At 54.3% G+C, this 21,850-nt stretch carries 23 protein-coding genes; 17 read left to right on the top strand and 6 right to left on the bottom strand.

From position 1 onward, the window contains the following. Window positions 1-39 precede the first annotated feature (39 nt). From M4I36_RS15125 to M4I36_RS15100, 6 genes are all read left to right on the top strand, one after another. Window positions 40-1,017: a phosphodiester glycosidase family protein gene (locus M4I36_RS15125; RefSeq protein WP_258112592.1), complete on the top strand. Its 978-nt coding sequence runs from the start codon at window positions 40-42 to the stop codon at window positions 1,015-1,017. 13 nt (window positions 1,018-1,030) lie between these two features. Next, on the top strand, window positions 1,031-2,068 hold the full coding sequence (locus M4I36_RS15120) for a hypothetical protein (protein WP_258112591.1): 1,038 nt from the start codon (window positions 1,031-1,033) through the stop codon (window positions 2,066-2,068). Between the two features lie 38 nt (window positions 2,069-2,106). Further along, entirely contained in the window at window positions 2,107-2,823 is a 717-nt protein-coding gene (locus M4I36_RS15115; RefSeq protein WP_258112590.1) for a response regulator transcription factor, read from the top strand. Between the two features lie 26 nt (window positions 2,824-2,849). Further along, window positions 2,850-4,301, top strand: coding sequence for a sensor histidine kinase (locus M4I36_RS15110; protein WP_258112589.1), 1,452 nt, complete (start codon window positions 2,850-2,852; stop codon window positions 4,299-4,301). A gap of 149 nt (window positions 4,302-4,450) precedes the next feature. Next, window positions 4,451-5,128 (top strand): hypothetical protein, encoded by a 678-nt coding sequence (locus tag M4I36_RS15105; RefSeq protein ID WP_258112588.1) that lies wholly within the window; start codon window positions 4,451-4,453, stop codon window positions 5,126-5,128. Between the two features lie 193 nt (window positions 5,129-5,321). Continuing rightward, the gene (locus M4I36_RS15100) at window positions 5,322-6,341 is read left to right on the top strand and encodes a ThiF family adenylyltransferase (protein ID WP_258112587.1); all 1,020 of its coding nucleotides are present in this window, start codon (window positions 5,322-5,324) and stop codon (window positions 6,339-6,341) included. A 96-nt stretch (window positions 6,342-6,437) separates the two neighbouring features. Here the strand turns inward: M4I36_RS15100 and M4I36_RS15095 are convergent, their stop codons facing one another. Next, window positions 6,438-7,154 carry a cytochrome c biogenesis CcdA family protein gene (locus M4I36_RS15095; protein ID WP_258112586.1) on the bottom strand — a complete coding sequence of 239 codons (717 nt, stop codon included), beginning with the start codon at window positions 7,152-7,154 and terminating at the stop codon, window positions 6,438-6,440. 259 nt (window positions 7,155-7,413) lie between these two features. On the opposite strand from M4I36_RS15095, the gene M4I36_RS15090 reads away from it, so the two are divergent. Further along, window positions 7,414-7,833, top strand: coding sequence for a hypothetical protein (locus M4I36_RS15090; RefSeq protein ID WP_258112585.1), 420 nt, complete (start codon window positions 7,414-7,416; stop codon window positions 7,831-7,833). Here the strand turns inward: M4I36_RS15090 and M4I36_RS15085 are convergent. Further along, entirely contained in the window at window positions 7,777-8,979 is a 1,203-nt protein-coding gene (locus M4I36_RS15085; protein WP_258112584.1) for an aminotransferase class I/II-fold pyridoxal phosphate-dependent enzyme, read from the bottom strand. The genes M4I36_RS15090 and M4I36_RS15085 overlap by 57 nt on opposite strands. 37 nt (window positions 8,980-9,016) lie before the next feature. Then, window positions 9,017-10,975: a glucosaminidase domain-containing protein gene (locus M4I36_RS15080; RefSeq protein WP_258112583.1), complete on the bottom strand. Its 1,959-nt coding sequence runs from the start codon at window positions 10,973-10,975 to the stop codon at window positions 9,017-9,019. Between the two features lie 194 nt (window positions 10,976-11,169). Between M4I36_RS15080 and purN the strand changes: the two genes are divergently transcribed. The 8 genes from purN to M4I36_RS15040 all read left to right on the top strand — a co-directional run bounded on the left by purN (window position 11,170) and on the right by M4I36_RS15040 (window position 17,039). Then, window positions 11,170-11,811 (top strand): phosphoribosylglycinamide formyltransferase, encoded by a 642-nt coding sequence (gene purN / locus M4I36_RS15075; protein WP_258112582.1) that lies wholly within the window; start codon window positions 11,170-11,172, stop codon window positions 11,809-11,811. Between the two features lie 87 nt (window positions 11,812-11,898). Further along, window positions 11,899-12,417: a thiol peroxidase gene (gene tpx, locus M4I36_RS15070; protein ID WP_258112581.1), complete on the top strand. Its 519-nt coding sequence runs from the start codon at window positions 11,899-11,901 to the stop codon at window positions 12,415-12,417. A gap of 228 nt (window positions 12,418-12,645) precedes the next feature. After that, the gene (gene trxA / locus M4I36_RS15065; RefSeq protein WP_258112580.1) at window positions 12,646-12,963 is read left to right on the top strand and encodes a thioredoxin; all 318 of its coding nucleotides are present in this window, start codon (window positions 12,646-12,648) and stop codon (window positions 12,961-12,963) included. Window positions 12,964-13,309: 346 nt separating this feature from the next. After that, entirely contained in the window at window positions 13,310-14,632 is a 1,323-nt protein-coding gene (locus M4I36_RS15060) for a WD40/YVTN/BNR-like repeat-containing protein (protein WP_258112579.1), read from the top strand. Window positions 14,633-14,779: 147 nt separating this feature from the next. Beyond that, a complete protein-coding gene (locus tag M4I36_RS15055; RefSeq protein ID WP_258112578.1) occupies window positions 14,780-14,965 on the top strand; it encodes a hypothetical protein in 186 nt (61 codons plus the stop codon). Between the two features lie 82 nt (window positions 14,966-15,047). Continuing rightward, entirely contained in the window at window positions 15,048-16,034 is a 987-nt protein-coding gene (locus M4I36_RS15050) for an NAD(P)H-quinone oxidoreductase (protein WP_258112577.1), read from the top strand. Window positions 16,035-16,062: 28 nt separating this feature from the next. Continuing rightward, window positions 16,063-16,347 (top strand): 4a-hydroxytetrahydrobiopterin dehydratase, encoded by a 285-nt coding sequence (locus tag M4I36_RS15045; protein WP_258112576.1) that lies wholly within the window; start codon window positions 16,063-16,065, stop codon window positions 16,345-16,347. A 161-nt stretch (window positions 16,348-16,508) separates the two neighbouring features. After that, complete coding sequence (locus M4I36_RS15040) at window positions 16,509-17,039, top strand: CcdC protein domain-containing protein (RefSeq protein ID WP_258112575.1); 531 nt, start codon at window positions 16,509-16,511, stop codon at window positions 17,037-17,039. Between the two features lie 115 nt (window positions 17,040-17,154). Here the strand turns inward: M4I36_RS15040 and M4I36_RS15035 are convergent, their stop codons facing one another. Together M4I36_RS15035 and M4I36_RS15030 are read right to left on the bottom strand one after the other, a co-directional pair. Continuing rightward, the gene (locus tag M4I36_RS15035) at window positions 17,155-18,873 is read right to left on the bottom strand and encodes an ATP-binding cassette domain-containing protein (RefSeq protein WP_258112574.1); all 1,719 of its coding nucleotides are present in this window, start codon (window positions 18,871-18,873) and stop codon (window positions 17,155-17,157) included. Next, entirely contained in the window at window positions 18,858-19,739 is an 882-nt protein-coding gene (locus M4I36_RS15030) for an energy-coupling factor ABC transporter ATP-binding protein (RefSeq protein ID WP_258112573.1), read from the bottom strand. The genes M4I36_RS15035 and M4I36_RS15030 overlap by 16 nt, the downstream gene beginning before the upstream one ends. Window positions 19,740-19,913: 174 nt before the next feature. On the opposite strand from M4I36_RS15030, the gene M4I36_RS15025 reads away from it, so the two are divergent. Then, a complete protein-coding gene (locus M4I36_RS15025) occupies window positions 19,914-20,525 on the top strand; it encodes a biotin transporter BioY (protein ID WP_258112572.1) in 612 nt (203 codons plus the stop codon). Here the strand turns inward: M4I36_RS15025 and M4I36_RS15020 are convergent. Beyond that, entirely contained in the window at window positions 20,522-21,058 is a 537-nt protein-coding gene (locus M4I36_RS15020) for a mismatch-specific DNA-glycosylase (protein WP_258112571.1), read from the bottom strand. The genes M4I36_RS15025 and M4I36_RS15020 overlap by 4 nt on opposite strands. A gap of 105 nt (window positions 21,059-21,163) precedes the next feature. On the opposite strand from M4I36_RS15020, the gene M4I36_RS15015 reads away from it, so the two are divergent. Continuing rightward, window positions 21,164-21,799: a hypothetical protein gene (locus tag M4I36_RS15015; RefSeq protein ID WP_258112570.1), complete on the top strand. Its 636-nt coding sequence runs from the start codon at window positions 21,164-21,166 to the stop codon at window positions 21,797-21,799. Window positions 21,800-21,850: the final 51 nt, after the last annotated feature.

The raw sequence follows: 21,850 nt of genomic DNA, 5'->3' as shown, positions 1-21,850 counted from the left end.
GGAGTGGTACGATGCTCGGAAACGAATAGGAGGATTTTTTTGAGACGCATCATCCGCTACGGATTATATGCGGTCGGCACGTTGGTCTATGCATTTGTGCTCGGCTCCGTGTTGTTGTTTCATGGCCCGTTCCCGGCAGTGCGCTCCTACGTCATTGACTCGTTGGGAACGACGATGCATGGCTATTTGCTCGAGCCGCTGGCTCTCGATACGCTGTCGAAAAAAGTGGTAGAGGAAGCGAAGCCCCGCTTGCGCGACATTCAGTCGGCTACGACCAAGGTGGCACAGCAGAATTTCTCCAATGACAAAGCGTCTGCCATCCGTTTTCAGACCTACCACGGCAGTACGTATACCGCCAACATTATGATTGTTCCTGATCCCACTCGTGTCCGCGTGGGTGTGACCGCTTATATCGGTAAGTTTGGCATGACGCTCAGCGAGATGTTGCAGCACTATCACGCCATCGGTGGTATCAACGGCGGCGCTTTCAAAGATGTGGAACATTGGCGGGGTACGGGTGGTTCTCCTCAGGGTATCACCATCATGAATGGGAAAGTCATCACCGACCAGCAATCGAGTAACCAGACGGTGATCGCACTGACGAACGAGGGGCAACTGCTGAGTGGACCCTATACGCTCCAGCAACTCAAGCAACTTCACGTCACGCAGGCCATCACCTTCGGGCCAACTTTGGTCCAAAATGGGCACGGCATGATTGTCAGTGGTAACGGTGGTTGGGGCTATGCGCCTCGCACGGCTATCGGACAAAAGGCGGATGGAACCTTGCTGTTTGTCGTCACCGACGGACGGGGCATCCACGGGCCAAATGACGTTGGGGCGTCTCTGCTTCAATTGCAAAATCTGATGCTGCGCCTGGGGGCGGTGACGGCTGCCAATCTCGATGGAGGGTCGTCCACCACCATGATGTATCAGGGCAAGCTAGTCAATCAGCCCTCGGATGTACTTGGTGAGCGGGAAGTCGCCACGGCATTCTTAATTTTTCCTGCCGGAAAGTGAAAGGATGGACCTTTTGGAAACGAATCGCGTGCAATCTCGCTCGGCTGCACAGACCCGGGGCCGTCGAGGAACGCCAACAAATGTTCGTCCGAGTCGGCATATTGGACGTCGACTGCTGATGGTGGCAGCGCTCATCGCGCTGCTGGAGTTTTTGTTTTTTCAACACTATAATTCGCTCTTGACCGGAGCGGGACATCACTCTCACAAAGTCAGTGAGAAAATCATCCATCAAGAGCAAACCGAGGCACAGCTGGCAGCACTCCGCGTGGCTGCTTTGCGAAAGTCATATCCTCTCGTTGTAGAGTCTCCAAACCATCAATATGCAGCCTACGCGGGAAGCGACAATGTGCTTCACATGGTCAATCTCAAAACCAACAAGTCGGTATTTTCGAGCGCTTTCCCGAATACGGTCACATATTTGCGCTGGCTTCGCAATGACGAGGTCTTTGTTGGCGAAAATGCGGGTAACGGCCAGTTGGTTCTCGAAACTGCCAATCTGTTGAGTGGTGGTACGCGTCTGATTCAGACGTTCGCCGGACTTTCGCCAACGGCGAATTTTGTCAAAATCACCGACAGTCCGTACACGAACGATACCTATGTCCTCATTGCAGACTCCAGCAGCAGTGTGGTCTATCACTATGACACCGATGGCAATTTGTTTCAGACGCACTTTGGTGGCCTGGACATCCGCAACATCTCCGTGTCACAGACGGGAGACATTCTCTATTTTGAAGATTACGCAGGGGGTACGTTCAATGTTGGGTACCTCACGCAAAGTCCCCATTTGAACCATTGGTCGGTCCATCTGATTCAGACGAATGCTGGATTGATTGGATGCGTTGGCAATACATTCTACTATGCGGACGTTAACAGTCAGGGACTGGCGACCAGCGTGTTCAAATACAATTTGGCGACGGCTCAATCGACTTTTGTGGCCAATCTGAAAAATCCTGTTGTGGCGCGGGATATTGACGTTTCAGCGAATGGGTCCATCCGTGCCTTGAAGGGCCCTGCGCACTATGCCATTTTGAATAATAATACCAATGCTTGATGTCAGTCAGTCTTCGGACATGAAAGAGGTTGTATCCTGTGGCGCCGGAATTTTCTCCGAAAGACTTTCGTATTCTGGTGGTCGATGACGACCCAAACATCTGTGAAGTCATCGGTCTCTATTTAAAAAGCGAAGGCTTTCATGTTCTCTCTGCGGCAGATGGGGCAGATGGGATGAAAGCGCTGGAACAGGAAGAAGTTCACGGCGTGGTTCTGGACGTCATGATGCCCGGCATGGATGGCTGGGAAATGTGTCAGGCTATCCGCCGTGACCACCACCTGCCAGTTCTGATGGTCACAGCGCGCGGCGAAATGTCCGACAAATTAAAAGGCCTGGAACTGGGAGCCGACGATTATTTGGTGAAACCGTTCAACCCGAAGGAATTGGTGGCGCGCATGGTCGCTCTCTTGCGCCGAACATACGGATGGGAGCGACCGCGTACGCGCGTCACCACGCTGCGTTTCGGAGCGCTCGTCATAGACAAGGTAGCGCATGAGGTGTTCTTGCGAGGAGAGCGAATGGACTTGTCCCCGCGGGAGTTTCAATTGCTCTATATCCTAGCGCAGCATCCCAATCAAGTGTTGGACCGGCAGCAGTTGCTCGACCTTGTCTGGGGAGTCGACTTTGTAGGAGAGGACCGGGTGGTGGACGTGCTCGTGAAACGACTGCGTAGCAAGATTTCTAAGTCAGAAGATTACGAAGTTTGTTCCGTACGCGGTATTGGCTACAAATTTCGCGTCTATCGTAACGGATGAAAACTTCCTCGAGAAAGCTCACGTCGATGTTCCAGCGCATTCTCGTCGTCTACATCGCCGTCATGGTTGGGGCTTTTGCCATCCTGTCGGTCGTTGTGCACATCGAAGTTCGACACTTTCTTGCAGAACAGAGGCTGGCCGTCCTACAGCATGAAGCGAATGCTCTCTTGCCGTACCTCGACCACTACGGGAGCAGCCCGTACCACAACGGACACTTCACGCGGCTGCTTACCCGGTTTAAGCAGCAAGATGATGCGAGTATCAACTTGCTGTTGCTCGGCAAGGGCAACGAGCTCCGCAAAGTCCACAAATTAGCTCAAGAATTGACGCATCAGCAAGATTTGGTCAATGGACAAGCGGTCAATCGCGTGCTGAATGGACAGCGGGTGGAACTGATTGGGCCTTTCATTCAGTTCAATCGAGAGTCCATGTTGACTGTGGGAGTACCCATTCGCACGGACGGCTTGATAACAGGTGCTCTGTTTCTTCATACGCCCGTGCAAAATTTGGAGAGTGGGCAGGTCACACAGATTCTTCTGTTGATTGCCATTCCGGTGTTAGTGTTGTCCATCGCCGTTTTGTATGTCTTTACTCGTCGCTTTTCCAATCCGTTGATGGAGATGAGCAAAGCTGTTCGGGCCATTGGTCGAGGCGATTTTAATCAGAAAATTGTCGTGCGTGGTCAAGATGAAGTGGCTTATTTAGCCGAGACCTTCAACCAAATGGTCGTTCAACTGCGGGCGTTGGAGGATATGCGCAAGGACCTGATTGCCAACGTGTCTCATGAAATTCGCAATCCACTGACCTCCGTTCGCGGGTTTGTTCAAGGAATTCTCGACGGGGTCATTCCGCCTTCCAAAGAACGCCAATATCTGGAGGCAGCGAATCGTGAATTGGCCCGCCTCGGACATATTTTGTCCAGTATGCTCGATCTCGCTGCATTGGAAACGGGCAAAATCTCGGTGGATGCCCGTCCAGTTCTTTGGTCACAGGTTGTTTCCCAGGCGGCCAATTCTGTGCGCGTGCGGGCAGAGGAAAAAGGCCTTCAATTCATCATCGACGTACCTGCTGTATCGGTGTGGTTACTCGGAGATTTTTCTCGACTGACACAAATCGTTTTTAACTTGTTGGACAATGCCATCCGGCATACTTCCACGGGGCAGGTGGGGCTCTCGAGTGAAGTGTCTGAATACCGTTTAGTGGTCCGTGTGTACGATACGGGCGAAGGCATTTCCGAATCGGTTTTGCCGCATATCTGGGAGAGGTTCTTTACCACGAGCAATCGTCGAGAAGCAGAGCAGTCTCGAACTGGTTTGGGATTGACCATCACGAAGCATCTGGTCGAGAGACTTCATGGGAGCATTCAGGTGGCGTCGAAAGAAGGAGAGGGAACGGTATTCACGCTCATCTTTCCGATTTTCAGCACGGCCGAAGCAGACATAGACGATGGCTCGTCACTTCGGTTAGATTCTATTTGATAGGCTCTTGACATTGACATGCTCTTGACACAAATCCCTCGTATCTTTTGGAAGAGGGGTTCGTCTCATCGAACCATCGAAGCGGCACAGTGTCCGCATGGTCCAGGATGAGGAACTCAAATTCCTTGCTACGAGGAGGACGATGATCAATGTTCACGTCGAAAAAATGGTTGTTTGGTGGAAGTGCTCTGGTGGTGACTCTGGCCATGAGCGGTACGGTTGCTTTTGCTGCCGGGCACAAAGAATCGTTTGCACAGAGCTATCAAGCGCATGTGGCCACAGAAGCACAGTTGATGAATGAGGTCCAAACCACGAATCTGACGACTTCGGAGACAGACCTACTGTCTGTCGTGCAAGACATCGGACAACAAGTGGGGAACTTGTACAACGTAGAACAGAACTTGATTCAAGAACGCAGTTCCATTCCGGTGTTGAATGAAAGGCCCGTCATCAATCACAAGTTACTCAATAAACTGGAAAAACATCGGCAGGCCATTTTGCGGAACAATGAGCACGCTTGGCAGTTAGTCATCGATTATTCGCACCACCCACGGAAGAAAGGCGAACTGGCGGCTGCGATTCGTGAGCACAATATGGACTCCAAGGAATTGCTGAAGGTCGATAAACGGATTGCCAGAGTGCAAGATAATGGCCAATTAAGCAACTGGCACAAATATCCTTATCACGACAGTATGGCTTCCTTGTACAACACGATTCTTCGCTTGCAGAACGCTGAAATCCACTATACTCGCGTCCTTCTCTCGATGGAGAAGACGTCTCAGTCGGGTACGACCGTCACGACAACCGGATCTACCTACGGAAACTAACACGACCAAGTTGCTCGTTCAGACTGCCTCTTCAAGCGGTAAGTGCGCTCGAAGAGGCGTTTTTTGTGCTCTGCGGATGGCTGGTTATTCGGTCAACTCGTGCACACCCATAGACTCGCTGTTGCATAGCCCTCCGTGGGCGTGGTATCAGTAGTAGAGTTCTTTATCGATGATGGATTGTGGGGGACTATGGATGGACGATAGATATTCCCGGCAAGTGTTGTTTCGGCCGATTGGCCGTGAAGGCCAGCAGCGATTAGCGGCAGCACGGGTTGTCATCGTTGGGATGGGTGCGTTGGGAACGGTGCTGGCAACGCAATTGGTGCGGGCGGGAGTTGGGTTTTTGCGCCTGGTCGATCGCGATATTATCGAGCCGTCTAACTTGCAGCGGCAAACGCTCTACGATGAAGAAGATGCCGAGCTGGGTCGAGCGAAGGCGGAAGCCGCTGCCCAAAAGCTACAAGCTGCGAATCGCGACGTGCAGATTGAAGCTGTCATCGAAGATTTGACATGGCGCAATGCAAAGAAGTGGTTGGCGGATGTCGACGTGATTGTCGATGGAACGGATAACTTCCAAGTGCGTTATCTGATGAATGACGTTGCAGTTCAATACGGTATTCCTTGGTCGTACGGCGGAGCCGTCAGTTCTTATGGGACCACCGCGTTTTTTCGCCCTTTACAAACCGCTTGCCTGACGTGCTTGTTTGGCAGCGATGGAGATGTTGGAGGGCACGACACTTGTGACACGGTCGGCGTCATTGCACCGGTCGTAGCCATCATCGCATCCTTGCAAGTGGCAGAGATTTTGAAGTATCTCACGGGGAACTTGGCTGCCCTCAGCAATGCTCTGATGCATGTCAACGTGTGGGACAACGAATTTCGGTCTGTGCAACTGTCCCCGCCAAAGACGGATTGCCCGTGTTGTCAGCTCCGGCAGTTTCAGTCACTGGAGGCACGAACCGACGGGCTGACGGTGTCTCTTTGTGGCCGCCGGACGATTCAGGTACGACCAGAGAGTAGTTTGCAAGTTTCTTTGGAAGCGATGGCAGAACGGTTGTCAAGGCTTGGGCAAGTGCGTCACAATGCCCATTTGCTCCGCTGCGACTTCGGAGACGTGCAATTGACCTTGTTTGCGGACGGACGAGCGCTGATTCATGGCGTCGACGACAGTGCCAAGGCTCGCAGTTTGTATGCACGGTATGTCGGCATGTGAGGATAAGCGAAGCGCTTATAGGGGACGTTGGAAGTGCCATGGAAGCGTGGTATGGAAGTCGCGCATGGCAGCGTGATCGGTCACCTCGTGGTCTTGCTAAAATCCCGTAAAACCTCCGTACAGTTGAATGAGCCAGATGGTAATCCGGGACAGTTCATTCGTGACGAGCAAAATACCCATCACCATCATCACATATCCGCCAATGCGAGACAGCCAAGCTCCGTATTTGGCAAGTTTGCGGACAGACCCGAGAGTGAACCCAAAGAGGAGAAAAGGCACGGCAAAACCGAGAATGTACATCAGAATGAGGGCTATGCCGGAGGCACTTTCATTGGCTGCCAAGACGAGAACGCCTGCCAAGATGGGACCGATGCAAGGGGTCCAACCGGCTGCGAAGCTGATACCGACCAGAACCGAGGCGAAATAGCTCGTCTTGCTACTCCGGTACTCCCACTTTCGCTCACGCAACATCCAGTTCGGCGCAATCAGTCCGGAAAGCATCAGGCCCATCACGAAAATGATGATGCCGCCACCGATGCGAATGGCTTCGCGATAGTCGATAAAAAGCCGACCGAGCAGAGTCGCAGAGAGCCCGAGAGCGAAAAAAATAATTGAAAACCCAACAATGAAAAAGAGCGTGTGACGAAGGGCACGCATGCGGTTGCCGAGACTGTATCCGGATGGGCTGTAGGTGACTCCGGAAATGTAGGAAATGTAAGACGGATACAGAGGCAGACAACAGGGAGATAGAAAAGATAAAAGGCCAGCTACGAAGGCCAGTACAAGCGTGGGATGGCTACTCAGATAAGCCACCTCCTGACAAGGGATTCCAGAGAGCCGTTCTCGCTGGATGGATTCGAGGCATCGGCGGGCACATTCACAGCGAACTGGAGGCGAGCGCCGAAGGCTCACTGCCTACAGTCTAGCGGAAATGGCCCGCCCTCTGCAAAATGGGTATGCAGTAAGGCCATTGCGGGCAGAATGGTCGAGCAGATTCTGACCAGCGTCGTTCGCCGAGTGGACGAGACCCGGTACTCGCGCCTGTATAGCGGGTGAGAGAGGAGGCATTCGGATGGCGGAACAAGGGCCCGAAAATTGGTTGGAGCACAGTGGCCACAAAGTTTTTCTGTATATTCGCTGGGTGATTGTTTTCATCATTCTTTGTTCACTTGTCCTTGGCATCGCCGGTTTTCTCGCCAAATGGGCCGTTTACGTACTCAAGCCACAGGCGTTTTTGGGGCATTTCCCATCTGTGGCTGAGGACATTTTTTGGTTGCTTTTGGTTTATGAAATTGTCGATCTCGTTCGTACCCTCTCCCCCGACCGTCTCATGGACGTGCTACTCACCGTCTTGGCGCGAAAAATTTTGCTGTCTGCCGATGAGCAAAATCTCGCTCTCGAGGTGGGGGCTTTCACTGTGGTCTTACTCGTGCGGCTAGCGTGGTTCGCTGTAGCTCGTGGTGCGCTCGACGGTCGATTCAAGAAATCTTGACACTCGGTGCGCCGCCTCCTGCAGCTTTTCCACCGGATGAACGAGCGCCATTCGGACGTAGCCTTCCCCTTCGGATCCGAAAGCATCTCCGGGCGTACAGGCAACGCCAGCCTCTCGAAGGAGTGAGAAAGCAAACTCGCGCGATGACACCGCGGCGGGTATGCGGGCCCAGACAAACATCGTGGCGCGCGTGGTCGGAATGGTCCAGCCAGCTTCCGCCAAGCCATCTCGCAGGGCATCGCGGCGTTTGACGTACTCACTCAGCTGCGCCTCGAAAACCTCGGATGGTGCTGTCAATGCGTCGACTGCTGCCCATTGAATGGGCAAGAAGTTTCCAAAATCCATATGCGACTTGAGCATCGAGAGGCGGGCAATGCCTTCTGCGTTGCCACAGATGTAACCAACACGGCAACCTGCCATGTTGAACGTCTTTGAGAGCGAGTTGAACTCGACACCGACTTCCTTGGCGCCTGGGACGGCGAGAAACGATATGGGGCGTATCCCATCAAAAACGAGTTCTGAATACGCGAAGTCATGGACAACGAAAATGTGGTGGCGCCTCGCGAACGTGACGACTTCTTCGAAGAAAGAGCGGTCAGCAAGTGCTGTCACTGGATTGCCCGGATAGTTCAAAATCATGAGTTTTGTGCGCTCCAAAATATCGCCGGGAATGGCGTCAAAATCCGGGAGGAAGTTTCGCTCTTCACGAAGAGGCAAAGAATATGGCGTAGCACCTGCGAGGCGAACGCTTGTTTCATAAATAGGATATCCTGGATTGGGAACGAGGGCGACATCTCCCTCGTTGAGCATCGCCAGCGGCAGGTGTGAAAGTCCCTCCTGTGTACCCGCGAGTTGCAGAACTTCAGACTGTGGGTCCAGCGATACACCGTAGCGCGCCTGGTAGAACGAGGCGGCAGCGTGTTGAAAGGCCTCAATGCCTGAAATGCTGTACGAGTAAAGGTCCGGATTGGCGACATACGTCGCCATCTTGTCCAGTATCAGCGGGGGTGGTGGTAAATCCGGGCTACCTACGCTCAGGTCAATCACATCGCGTCCTGCTTTCAACAGTCTCCGCTTCTCCGCAGCCAGTTCTGCAAAAATCCCTGTGGACAGTGGCGCGAGTCGATTCGCCATGGGGATCTTCATTCTCATCCCTGCCTTTGTCGTCATGTTGTTGAACAGTTTACGAGTTTCCGCCCTGCGGTGCCACTGGTACCAACGAAACCTCGCTGATTGGAAGATATCCAGTCAGTGGCGCCCCGTTTTCTTGGTTGACCAATTGCACGCTTACCATCCCATTCACGATATTGGTTGGCGCGGCAGACACGACGTAGTTTCCGGTGTGAATGGTGTAGATGGTCGGGCTGGTCAGGCTAGCGCTGCCGTAGACAGGTAGAATGGGCGATCCGTCGGCGACCGCGCGATACACATTGCTGAGCGCCACGTACTGTGAATCGACCCAACCGGAAACCGTGTCGGTGGAAACGTGATACCATTCGACAACAAAGCCATTGGCAAATCCCTGCATCATTTCGTTGACTTGGACGCTCGTTCCCGGACTCAACAGGGCCGTGCTGTCCATGATCCCCGTACCATTGACCGACTCTCCGTCTGCTACGGACGGGTAGATGGGAAGTCCGCCGCTTGGCGCATCGCTCTCGATGGCGCCGACGGCACCCGTCATCAGGAAGACGGGTTCTGCGGTAGTGACAGGTGTCGGTGGGACGTTCGTGTCTTCGTACTGTGTGTACTGGTCTGCATGCGTGCCAGCAAAGTCGGATAGCTCCCGCATGATACCGGCGATTTGGATGGCCCAGAGCGGATCGGTCGCATAGTTTTGATTCATCCCGTCCAGCGTGGGCGATTCGTAGTATTCGCTGCCACTGGGGTCGAGATAAGTGTTCCGAACGAACCAAGCCTGAAAACGAATGGCATAAGCTTTGCTGGGAAACACACCAGCATCATTCTGCGGGTTGGCATCATACGCACCAAAACCATAGAGATTGTTTTTGATGCTGGCAATCGGATTGTTGCCGTATCCGCTCTCTAAAATAGCGTGAGAGAGCAGATAGCTGGCGCTCACGCCATACTCCTTGGCAGACGTCATGATGACGTCACCAAGCCCCGATAGACCGGCATTCGGCTTCATCGTTTGAACGAAAGCGTTCAAGGTCGAAGCCTGGATGGCGGCGGGGGCAGGGAACCGCAGGTCGACGGTGCGGAAAGGGTCTTCGTAGACGCCGGCGAACGCTCCTGAGTAGGTTCCATCTTGGGAGATGAGATAGAATTGCGTGTCATTTGGGGTACTTCCGGCAACCGCATTGACTGCCTCATAGACGTCTCCCGCCTGTGCAAACGTCGGTGTGGAAAAGGGGTATCCGGGAAGTTCCGTAGAAGTAAACTGTCCATTCGCATTCAAAGACCAGGCGTCTTCGGGCAGTTGAACGACTTGATGGGTGCTGAGGTTGACGATGTAGCCTTCCGCGTTGCCGGAAATGGCGTTTGCAGCCGCCGCCTCGCTTCCGAACTGCTGCGGCGTGGCGGTAGGTGACGCGTAAGCGGCGAAGAGGTCGCCCGTCGAGTCGGCGCCTCCTTGGGCACTTGAGGCTTGCCCAGCCGGCTGGGCGGCTAAGGCCAACAGTGGACTGGGGCTGTACAAACTCCACTTTTGACCGTCCCACGGATTGAAAATTTGCAGTCGATTAAGCGCTTGTTGCAGGTACCAGATGGGAATGTAGGTCGTTTGTTTGCCTGAGAATGGATCGACCGCGACCATGCGTGGAAAGTGTTCAATGGTTGTGCCATCAAGTACAATGTTCGACGTGGACTGGTTCAGTGTGATGTCCGCGAAATTGGCGGGCAAACTGGACGGACCGCTCATGGTCCAGGTCTGACCGTTCCATTTGTCTGTCAGCCCCATGTGGTTGAGAGCCTGCATGACGTAGTAAAGTGGCATGTAAGTAGTACCGTTGGCGACAAAAGCGTAAGGATGCTCGTACGCTTGACCATTGACGTCAATCCAACGTTTGGTCATAGGAGATGGGTTGGTGGCTGCGTACGCCGTCTGTGGTGCGAATGCAGAGAGTGCCAAGCTGGCGAGAGCACCTGCTGCGAACCATTGAAGAAACGAGCGAGATTTCATGAGCGTGGAACCTCCTGTGTGCCAATCTAGGTGGGTGAATGCAGGGATGAAAAGAGTCGCTGGGTTCCCGCCCGTGCGGTCATTTGGCTGTGATTGCACGTATTCGACGTGTTTCCCCATAAAATCCTGCCGTTATTGAGGTATTCCAACATTTCTCGCAATTTCCACACTATCGAAAGGAGACGATTCGCACCGTGAGACTAGGGTTTTTGGCATCGTATAATGGCAGTAGCATGCGCGCAATTGTCCACGCCTGTAACCAAGGAATGCTTGATGCAGTACCGATGGTCGTCATTTCGAATCGCAGTGGCAGTTCCGCTTTGTCATTCGCCGAAAGTTGCGGACTGCGAACTGAAATTATCCATCAGACGCGGTACGCTCCGTATGCCTCCGAAGACGAGGCGATTTGTGCAACACTGAAGGAGGCAGAGGTGGATGTGGTCGTCCTCAGCGGCTACATGCGAAAACTTGGCCAGCATACGCTGCTCGCGTATCGAGATTGTATCCTCAATGTGCATCCCGCGTTGCTTCCGAAATACGGCGGGAAGGGGATGTACGGCCTGCATGTGCACGAAGCGGTGATTGCGGCAGGAGAAACGGAAACGGGAGCCACCATTCATCTTGTCGATGAAGAGTACGATCACGGTCGGATTTTGGCGCAAAGAGCCCTCTCGGTGCAGCCTGGCGACACACCAGAGACTTTGGCTGAACGGGTCAAGGCGCTCGAAGCAACGCTGTTTGTCGAAGTGCTCCAAGCCTGGTCGCGAGCCACGGATGGAGGCGCGAACGGGAGCTCGAATGGAAGCTCGAATGGCAATACTCCTCGTTTGCAATAAACGTTGCAATGTTTGCTGGCATCTTCCAAAGAGATGGCGTACGATATCTCTGTTGGGATGTTTGGATGGTCATGGAGGGGTGAACGGATGGCTGAGGAGCGGCAAGGTGTGGTGGCCATGGGGGGAAACCCGGTCACGTTGGTTGGTTCGGAGATTCAAGTGGGTGAGACCGCGCCTGATTTTCAATTGACGGCGAACGATTGGTCGAAAGTGTCCCTTCATAATTATGCGAACAAGGTGCGTATCTTGAGTGTAGTACCTTCTCTAGACACGGGTGTGTGTGATGCGCAGACTCGTCGATTTAACGAAGAGTCGCAGAAGCTCGGGAGTGAAGTGGTGGTGCTGACCATCAGTGCAGACCTTCCGTTTGCTCAAAAACGGTGGTGCGGCGCTTCCGGTCTGGAACAAGTTGTCACTCTTTCTGACCACATGGATATGAATTTTGGAACCAGCTACGGTACATATTTGAAAGAGCGCCGCATTGAATGCCGCGCGGTGTTTGTGGTGGACAAAGACGATGTGGTCGTCCACGCAGAGTATGTGCCGGATATCACACAGCACCCGAACTATGAAGCAGCGCTTGCAGCAGCGAAGGCTCACGTGTAATTCAAACAGAGGCGAGTCAGAGCGAGTCTGGCCGAAGAGATGAACATCGTTTGTGAGGGTGTCATTGGGTACACCCAGAAACTTGTTGATGCGATGATTTTAAAAGAATCACGTGCAATACGATGCCCCGTTGGGGTATAATGATGCTAGGGCGCATCGAACGAGTGTCCCCATGGGCACTGCCGTCTTTCGACGGTTGTCCCATCTATTTTGAGGAGGTAAGGTACAATGGCTACAGTTCCAGTAACGGACGATAAATTTCCCGAGTTGCTTAAATCCGATAAACCGGTTTTGGTGGATTTTTGGGCTACTTGGTGCGGACCTTGTCGCATGATGGCTCCAGTCTTGGAGGAATTTTCGGCAGAGCATGCGGATAAGGTTACAGTCGCGAAGATGGATGTGGATGCAAATCCTCAGACGCCTGGCAAATACAATATCATGAGCATCCCGACAATGATTCTGTTCAAGGACGGAAAGGTTGCCCAGCAGTTGGTGGGCTATATGCCCAAAGCGGAATTGGCTTCCCGCTTGGCTGAACATCTATAAGTCGAATATCAGAGCTGTCGTTGCATGACAACCGCTTGCTGACCCAGTCGGCAAGCGGTTTTTTTGCGTCCTTGTAGAGAAGAACCAGACTCACGCTAGCTATGCCGACTCACTCCGTGTGGCGGGAGTCCATTCAGCGTCACCGACGGATGCTTGGCACTGTCAAATCGCGTGGGCCTTTTCGTTCGGAACCCAGTACCCTTTGGGCCGAAGATTTTGTCTGAATCGAGAAGAAGCATGTCACATTGTTGTACTTCTCATCGTCTAATGGTGGATGTCCGGATGGATGGTCGACAAACTCTCAGTTTCCACTGGAGCACCGAGAGCAATGTGAGGAGTGGAATCGATGAAGTCTCAAAAACCTTTCTTTTATATGGTGTTGTCGGTACTCGCTGTGGCTGGTTTGACGGGCTGCGGGGTGTCTTCTGCAACTCTAGTGCACAGGACTGCACAAGACAAGGGGAACAAGACGCAGACAAGCACACAGGCTAAAGTGCCGACTGCGCCGAAGGAATCCAATTCGCCCAACTCGTCGAACACAACGGTACCTCAGCATAACGCAACGCCTCCACAGTTGTCGGTCAACACAAAGACCATGACGCTCGACGCGTTGGATTTTGTGTCCCGCAAGGTTGGTCTGGCTGGGGCGAGTGGTTACATTCTGCGAACGGACAACGGGGGGCATACGTGGGACACGTCTTATCAAGGACCCTACCGCGTGGAACATTTTGATATGGTCAACTCGCTGGACGGTTACGCGCTGGCGGTCGGACAGACTCAGAATCAACCGGGGGTTTTGCTTGCCACGCGGAATGGCGGTCTGAGTTGGACGAAGGTGAACGTGCTGCCCGACTTCTGGTCACGCTCCTATAGAAACAGAAATGTGCACTTTACTTCGGTCAACGACGGATATGTGTTGGAGCGTGTGGGGCATAGTGGCTCCGGTTCCTCGCGCAGTGGGCGTCAGGACTCCACGGCGGAGGTCGAGTGGGTCACTACCGATGGAGGAGCGCATTGGCGAATGGAGAAGCTGCCGACCGTTGTTCGCTTCCGTTGGAACAACGGCGAGACGAGCAGTCCTGCGTCTGCGTCAGAAGTGCAAGCCGTCTACTTGGACCGTCCTTCGTCCAATACCGTTTCTCTGAAGACGGCGCTAGCCGTCTCTGAGGCGTTTCGTCCCGGCTTGTCTACAGTGGTCAGTGCACGGGACATCTGGGGAACGGTGCTTGGTGGAGCTGGCATGAATCAGCAGTCCTACACCGTCTTTCATACCGATAACGGCGGACAGACGTGGCAGGCTGTCATCCGCAGTGCGACGGCGGGGGCAGGACCAGCGCCCGGCTATGCTGGTCAGCATCCGGGTGGATTCCATGGTACTGGTGTCGAGCCGGGGCCACTGGTGGCGCTGCCGCATGGCATTGCCTATCAGTTTGGAGAATGCTCCGCCTGTGGAGTTCGAGGTCGGATCACGCTGGCGAAGACGCTGGACGGGGGAGTCAAATGGACGGTTCTATCTCTGAAACTTCCAGGACAAGAGGTCGTCCCTTCATTTTTGTCTCCGACCGTTGGATTTATAGCGGTCAGCACGGCTTTTCAACATGCGCCGTCGACGCTTTATCAAACGACTGATGGAGGACTGCACTGGACCACTGTTCACACCTTTGGGTAGATAGAGAGCATGGGGATTATCCAACGGTCCGTGTTTGTGGAGACAGTTTGACGGGCATTTTGCCAACTCGTGTACACTGCCGTTGCCATCTCGATTTCGGGTGCATGAACTGTGGAGAGACCGCAGGGATGTTGGGGGTGTGGAGCGGTGGAATCACAGCAACTGAAAAAGCTGGGTCAGTACAGCGTTCAATTTCTGCTCCCGGTAGGTCAGTCCCTGATTGCCGTCGGGGCAGTCATGGTCGCCATCGGCTTGATTATCAACGGGCGAATTTCTGTGGTTCAGGAGATTACGCACGAGAAACTAAAAGAACTCCCTCCTCGAGAGATCTGACGGATGTGGTCCGAACAGACCATGACATTGTCACGCCAAGTGGTATGATGGTACTATTCCACTTTGAGTGAGGTGCCTGCTCGTGCGAGCTGTTCGCCAGAAAGAGTTTGGAGACCCAGAAGTATTGCAACTGGGAGATGCGCAGACGCCGAAGTTGGGTCAAGGAGAAGTGTTGGTGCGTGTGCGAGCCACTGCCCTGAATCGCGCCGACCTGCTCCAGCGGCGAGGATTTTATCCGCCTCCGCCGGGAGAATCCGATATTCTAGGACTGGAGATGGCTGGAGAAGTTGTTGAAGTATCTCCAGGTGTGGCGGACGTCGCGTTGGGAGATCGCGTCTGTGCCTTGTTGCCCGGAGGCGGCTATGCCGAGTACGTCAAGATTCCGGTGGGGATGGCTATGCCATTGCCTGATAATATTTCCTATGCGCAGGGTGCTGCCATTCCGGAGGCTTTTTTGACCGCCTACCTCAATCTGTTTTGGCTCGGCCGATTGATGCGGGAGTCGACCGTACTGGTGCATGCCGCCGGCAGTGGGGTAGGGACATCCGCGCTGCAGTTGATTCGAGAAGCAGGGGCGACCGCCATTGTGACAGCGGGATCGGCCGAAAAATTAGCAGTGGCCAAGAGTCTTGGAGCCGTCGCAGGATGGAACTATCACGACGGTCCCTTTGATGCATTTGTGGAGCGGGAAACGGATGGAAACGGCGCGGACATCATTCTGGATTTTATTGGTGCGAGTTACTTTGAACAGAATTTGAAGTCGCTGGCGATGGACGGTAGGCTCATCATCATCGGAACGATGGGCGGCGTGGAAGTGCAAGGACTGAACTTAGGGACGATTTTGCGCAGGCGACTGCAAATTATTGGGACAGCCTTGCGCTCGCGATCGGTGGCTCAAAAAATTCGTCTGACGCGGGAGTTTATGTCGTTTGCTCGCGATGGGCTGGAGGCGGGGCGCATTGCTCCCATCATTGATAGCACGTTTCCGTGGTCGGAGGCAGCTGCTGCCCATCGATATATGGAGGAGAATCGCAATACCGGAAAGATAGTCCTCCTGGTCGAAAATTGAGCGGAGTCGAAACTGGGGGGTGGACGCAGTGGCCGACGTATTGGATGAAGCCAGCATCATTTCAGCTCTGGCAGAACGGCCAGCTTGGTCGCGCGAAGGAAAGTTGATTCGCCGTCGATACAAATTCTCGACGTTCCCGAAGGCCATCGAGTTTGTCAACCGAGTGGCTGAGGTGGCAGAGGCCAATCAACATCATCCGTTTATTTCAATTGACTACAAATCGGTGACGTTGGAGTTGGTGTCGTGGCATGCTGGCGGGCTGACGGAGTTAGACTTCCGACTGGCGAGACTGTTTGATGAGATTTACGCATAGAGACGTGCGTCCGTTGCGGTCTCAGGCGACTCACAAAGCGCCTAGATAAGGGCTGCACAAGAGGACAAGAGCAAACAGGCCGTCTGAATTTCGAAGCGTCCCTGGCCTGCAAGTGGTGAACGAGATCAACCGATGGAGGAGGACTCACCCTGGGAGCCGCGTTGCCCATTTTTATTCTCATCGCTTTATTCGTCTTTGTCATGTATCGGCGTGCGCGCCGAACACTGACATATCAACCCGTCCGAAGGACCCAGATGATAACGCGCATTGTCTTGTTTGGAGTCATCGGCGTGTTTCTGCTGACGGGCATCGCTGCCAGTCCGATGTACATCTTGTACGTTCTGATTGGCCTTGTGGTGGGCGGCGCCTTGGCGTATCTGGCGATGCGTACCAGCCGCTTTGAAAAGCGCGAATCGGGATGGTATTACCGAGCCAATCCGTGGGTCGGTTTGGTGGTCGTGACCGTCTTCTTGCTCCGCTTCGCATACGACTACTACACCATTTATCAGCAAATGGCGGCGGCGGATGCTGCAGCGGGCAGGAACGCTGCTGTCAGTCATTTGCAGGCGACGTACAGCAATAGCCCGCTTACGTTCATCTTGCTCTATGTGGTGGTGGCCTATTATCTCGTCTATTACGTCATGGTGCTGCTTCACGAACGCCGTTTGGAGCGCCAAGGCGCCACGCATTGAGGCACGAAGACCGGACTCGCAAGGTCGAGGGCAGGTCGAGCTTGTGACTTCCGTTCTCTGCAATGCCCCGTGGGAGCGGATTGCTTCGCGGTCGCCGGCGAGGCAAGCAACAGCATTAAACGGCGATTAAAATGCCAAACAACAGTGCTGCCGTGGCTAAGTGCCACCAGTCGTGTCTTTGCCAGCGACTTTTGTCGACGGGCTGTTTGATGTCGTGAAAGTGATGGATTCCTCGCGCTGCCAGGGTGTCTGCTACGTCTTCTGCCGACTGGAGCAAGGACAAGGTCATCGGAAGCACGGCTGTCGGCAAGGCCCACAACGTGATTTTTCGCTTCCGGCGCGCCAGCGAGATTTGTGCAAAGTGTTGCCACTCGCGCCGGATTTGCGGGAGAAACTGGAGCGTCAAGGTGGCTCCGAACGCGATAGCAGCCGTCGGTACTCGGAGGCGTTCGAGAGGACGTAAAAGCCGCTGTAAAGCCGTCTGCAAGGATCTCTCTGAGGCGGTCAAAGGCACCAACAGCCCAATCGTCATGGCGGCAAATAGCCGGATGCTGGTCAAAAGTGTGGTGGTCGCGTGAACCGCATTAAAAGTGAGCGGGAACGGGCTCCCGTGAGGCTGCCAGACCACTCCAGCGAGGGCGACCGATGCTACCGTCAAGTAGATTAAAGGTCGCACCGTTCGGAACAGGCGCCGCCACGGAACATGGTAGGCTGCCGCGTATACTCCAGCGAGGATGGCAGCAGCCAAGCTACCGAGCGGACCGTGTGTCGCAAAACACGCGATTGTGAGCATCCATGTGGATAGCCAAGCGGATCGGACATCTTTCACTGCCCTAACTTCACCGGGCATGAAGGTGGGGTAGGGTGCTTTTTCGGGCTGCGGTTCCGGTTGGTCCTGTGTGCTGGCGAGCGCCGTCCGGGAAAACGTGTCCGATGTAGGTAGGGGTTCCTCCATCTCGCCGGATTGCCGCGGACGTCGTGCGACGAGCGTGTCGGTTAGTTCAGTGAGGCTCCACCACCGGGCGGTAGCTTCTGGAATACCGTCGGCGGCAAACAGATGCTGGATGCAGAGCTGCGTCGGCACTTGTATTCCCGCTTCCGACAACCATTCCGGATGGGCAATGACTTCCGTCTGAGTGGTGGATCGGACCATGGTTTTCTGACCAAGAAAGAACACTCTATCGCAAATTGGGAACATGGCTTCCAAATCGTGTGTGGCGACAATCACTCCTCCGTCAGGATGTTCGTCGCGCCAACGGCAGAGCAGGCGGGTGAGGTATGGGAGTGCCGATGGGTCCATGCCGACGGTCGGTTCGTCGCAGAGGAGCCAGTTTGCGCCTGTACTGCTTTCCAGGGCCAAGGCGAGCCGACGTTTTTGGCCACCACTGAGAAGCAGGGGGGGCTGTTCCAGCAGGCTGGCGGGCAGACCCACCTCGGCCAATGCCAAGGTCGGCAGCTCGCCAGCCGCCAAGGGATTCGCTTTGGCATACGGGGCGAGGGTCAGTCGGAACTCGCGGGCCACGCTGGAAGTGCAGAATGCCGCTTCGGGAAATTGAAACAAGTGGGCCATCTGCAACAACCACGGTTGGAGGGACTTTGCGTCGGAAGTGGGTGTGAGTTCGAGCGTGTGGTCCGAGCCGCTGTTCTGGCTCATTCGCCCTTCGGACAGAGGCAAGAGACCGCCGATGGCGTTGAGCAGAGACGATTTACCGCTGCCTATCGCGCCCACGAGCAAGTGGATTTGACCGACCGCAAACTCTGCACGCACCGCTTTCAAAGTGGGCGATGGCTGTCCTTCGTGATGCAGAGTGATGTCGTTTAGTTGGATTGCCATGTGTGGGATTCCCATCCTCGCAAAATATCTTCGTAGTGTAAGGGTAGCTCTGACGGTGAGAAGCCTCGCGCCGCGAGCTGTTCTCCAATCTGGATGACGGTCGGTGGGGTGAAACCGAGCCTTCGGCATGGCGTTTCTGCTTCTCGGCAGTCGGCAGCGAGCAAAGTGCCCTCGACCTTCCAGTCTGAAGGACAGTCGCCGTAGAAAAATGCGTGCGGTGTTCCCTGCCAAATCAGGCGGCCAGCATCCATGACGACCACTTCATGAGCAAACGCTATATCTTCCAGTTGTTGTGTGACCCAAACGAGCGCCATCGACCGTTCCTGCACGCGTTGAAGAATACAGTCCACCACGCGTTGGCGGCTTTCCGAGGCCAGCATAGAGGTTCCCTCGTCCACGACCAGGACATGGGGGTTGTGAAGTAGGGCCACAGCCAGCGCGAGTAACTGCATTTGTCCGCCAGACAGGCGCGTGACTCGGGTCTCAAGAGATACCGTCAGCCCGACCTCTGCGAGAATGTCTCGGACGCGCTGCCAGTCTTGCTCTGACGGCATGGCCATCCATAGTTCATCTCCAACCGTGTCTCCCAGAAATCCTGCTTGAGAGCGTTGGGAGACATAGCGAATACAAAGAGGATGGACAGCATCGGGTGAGATGCGTTTGAGGGACCCTCCCAAGATGGCCGATTGGCCTAAAATGCCCCGGACCAGCGTGGTTTTGCCGCCGCCGTTCGGACCGACCAAGACCATTATTTGTCCGGGCCAAACTGTGAACGACGCATCGACGACTTTGGCGACGAATCCGTCTTCAGAAGCGTAGCCAAATTGTGCGTGAACGGCTGTCAATAGTGGGTTGACTCTTTGCATCGACCTCTACTCCTGTCATGCCTCTTGTCAATTCGAAAGACTGTGCTAGAATGTGCTCAAAATCAATTGTTAACCATAGATTTATCTTACATTAACAATTGGTGAGGTTCAATGGTTTGAGAGTAGTCTGCTTGGAAGAGAACTTCATTCTATGTGTTGTCGGAGGGTTGTACAGTGCGACTAACGGTTCGCGGAGTTATTTTCAGTGCTTTGTTTGCCGCTCTACTGGCTGGGCTTAGTTTCGTTTCGTTGCATCTCCCATTCACCCCAGTGCCCATCACGCTGGAAAACATCGTCGTCATGCTGGCAGGCGCGCTACTAGGCGGCGGTTATGGATTTTTCAGCATGCTTCTGGTCGTAGTCCTGACGGCGGTCGGTTTGCCCATGCTCGATGGCGCTGGTGGCATGGGAGTTCTGCTCGGTGCTTCCGGAGGGTATGTTTGGATGTACCCGATTTGTGCCCTGCTCACGGGACTTTTGGTCCGAAGGGTGCGCGGAAGTGGACTAAAATCTATTTTTCTCATTGCTGTCATCGCCTATGTTTTCGGGGATTTGCTCTGTTATGTGACTGGCGTGGGCTGGCTCGCTCACGTCTATCATTTATCGTTACAGAAAGCGCTCGTCCTCGGCGCATATCCGTATCTTCCTGGCGATGCAGCAAAAGCTATTGTGACTGCACTCATCGTGGTACCTGTCCGGCGTGTTTTCACAGTCTCGCGCATCGTCGGTATGCCGGGAAGAAGTGGTGTGTCCACGGAAGGACAGCCCGAATATCCTTCCGCCTAGTCGCCTTCACTGGCACGGGCTGTCGCCCGATATTCGGCGATAGCCCGTGCCAGTTCCGCGTAGATGGCTACCTGTTCAGCCAGCGCCATGCGAACCAACCCACTCGTTCCCGGCGCGACAAATTCCCGCACTCCCTCTACTTTCGGTAGTACGCAAAATCCGAATGCCACTCGGGTTGTCTGAGCGTATTGCTGATATACCCCTTTCCCAACAAAACAAGCAAAGTGTGGTTTGAAATACTCGAGTTTCTCTCGCAATCGCAACCGCCCGGAAGCATAGTCTTCCCGGGTCAATTCGTCGGCCCTGCGGGTTGGGCGAGAGACGATGTTGGTGAATCCATAATCATACCATTCTGGGAAGTGAACACTTTCGGCTGGGCTGTGGAGAACGGGAGTCAGTCCACTCGCGTGGAGAATGCGATAGAAGCGATTGCTGCGATGCGCGTAGTGAAATCCCGTCGAAAACGATGTTAGTGACGGATTGAAGCCGATGAAAGCAAGCGTCATATTTTTGGTTAAACTGTCATGTATCATCAAGCGCACCTGATTTCGTTGGAAACGTTCTACCTTACATTGGGTCGTTTTAGAACACACGTCTGTGCCATCGGTGGATGGGTGCAGACGTCGGAGGTGATGTGTTTGAAGGAAGGACAATGGAATACTCACATGTCCGCTTCAAAAGTGTGGCGCATTCTGGTCTCGGCGCTCCTGTTCGTGACCATCGGTTGGTATCTCGCAGGTGTTTACCAACCAGCGCGAGCGGCCGATGTTTCAAAGGAGCAGGACGCGCTGACCGTGGTGCTGCCGCCGTCGACGTCTCTGCGGTCGGCCACAGTCACGGACGGCCATCCGGACGAGGCCATGGAACGGTTAAGGCACCCAGCAGAGCTGGGGGCGATGGTGTTTCAGTGGATGCTCGCTGCCACGCCTTATTCTGCGCCTGTGAGCCCAGTAGCAGACCCGAACTCATTGCGCCAGTTGCATGAGTATCTCGGACCGCCGCGTTTGCATTTGCAGGCGAGGCACGAAGCCATTACGGTCTACCCAGCCTATCGATTGGTGAAGAGCCTCGATACCGGAGAGTACCGAGTTGAGTATTTACAAAATGTGGTCTGTTGTCAAGTCAACTCGAATTCACCTGCGTACCTTCGTTCGCCGAGCCTGTACGGCTGGCTGCAGTCTGCAGGTTGGTCGGGTTGGCTGAACAAAGGGCAAGTGGTGCGTGATGGACCATCGGATACTCGACAGGCAACGCGCGTGAAGAACGGAGTGTAGAGAAGAAAAGATTGAGGGAAAGAGGCGGCTACAAACGCCTCCTCCCCTCAA

This window comes from Alicyclobacillus sp. SP_1, assembly GCF_024706985.1.
GTDB lineage: Bacteria > Bacillota > Bacilli > Alicyclobacillales > Alicyclobacillaceae > Alicyclobacillus_I.
The sequence above is the reverse complement of the archived record's forward strand: the minus strand, read 5'-3'. Positions and strand labels throughout refer to the sequence as shown.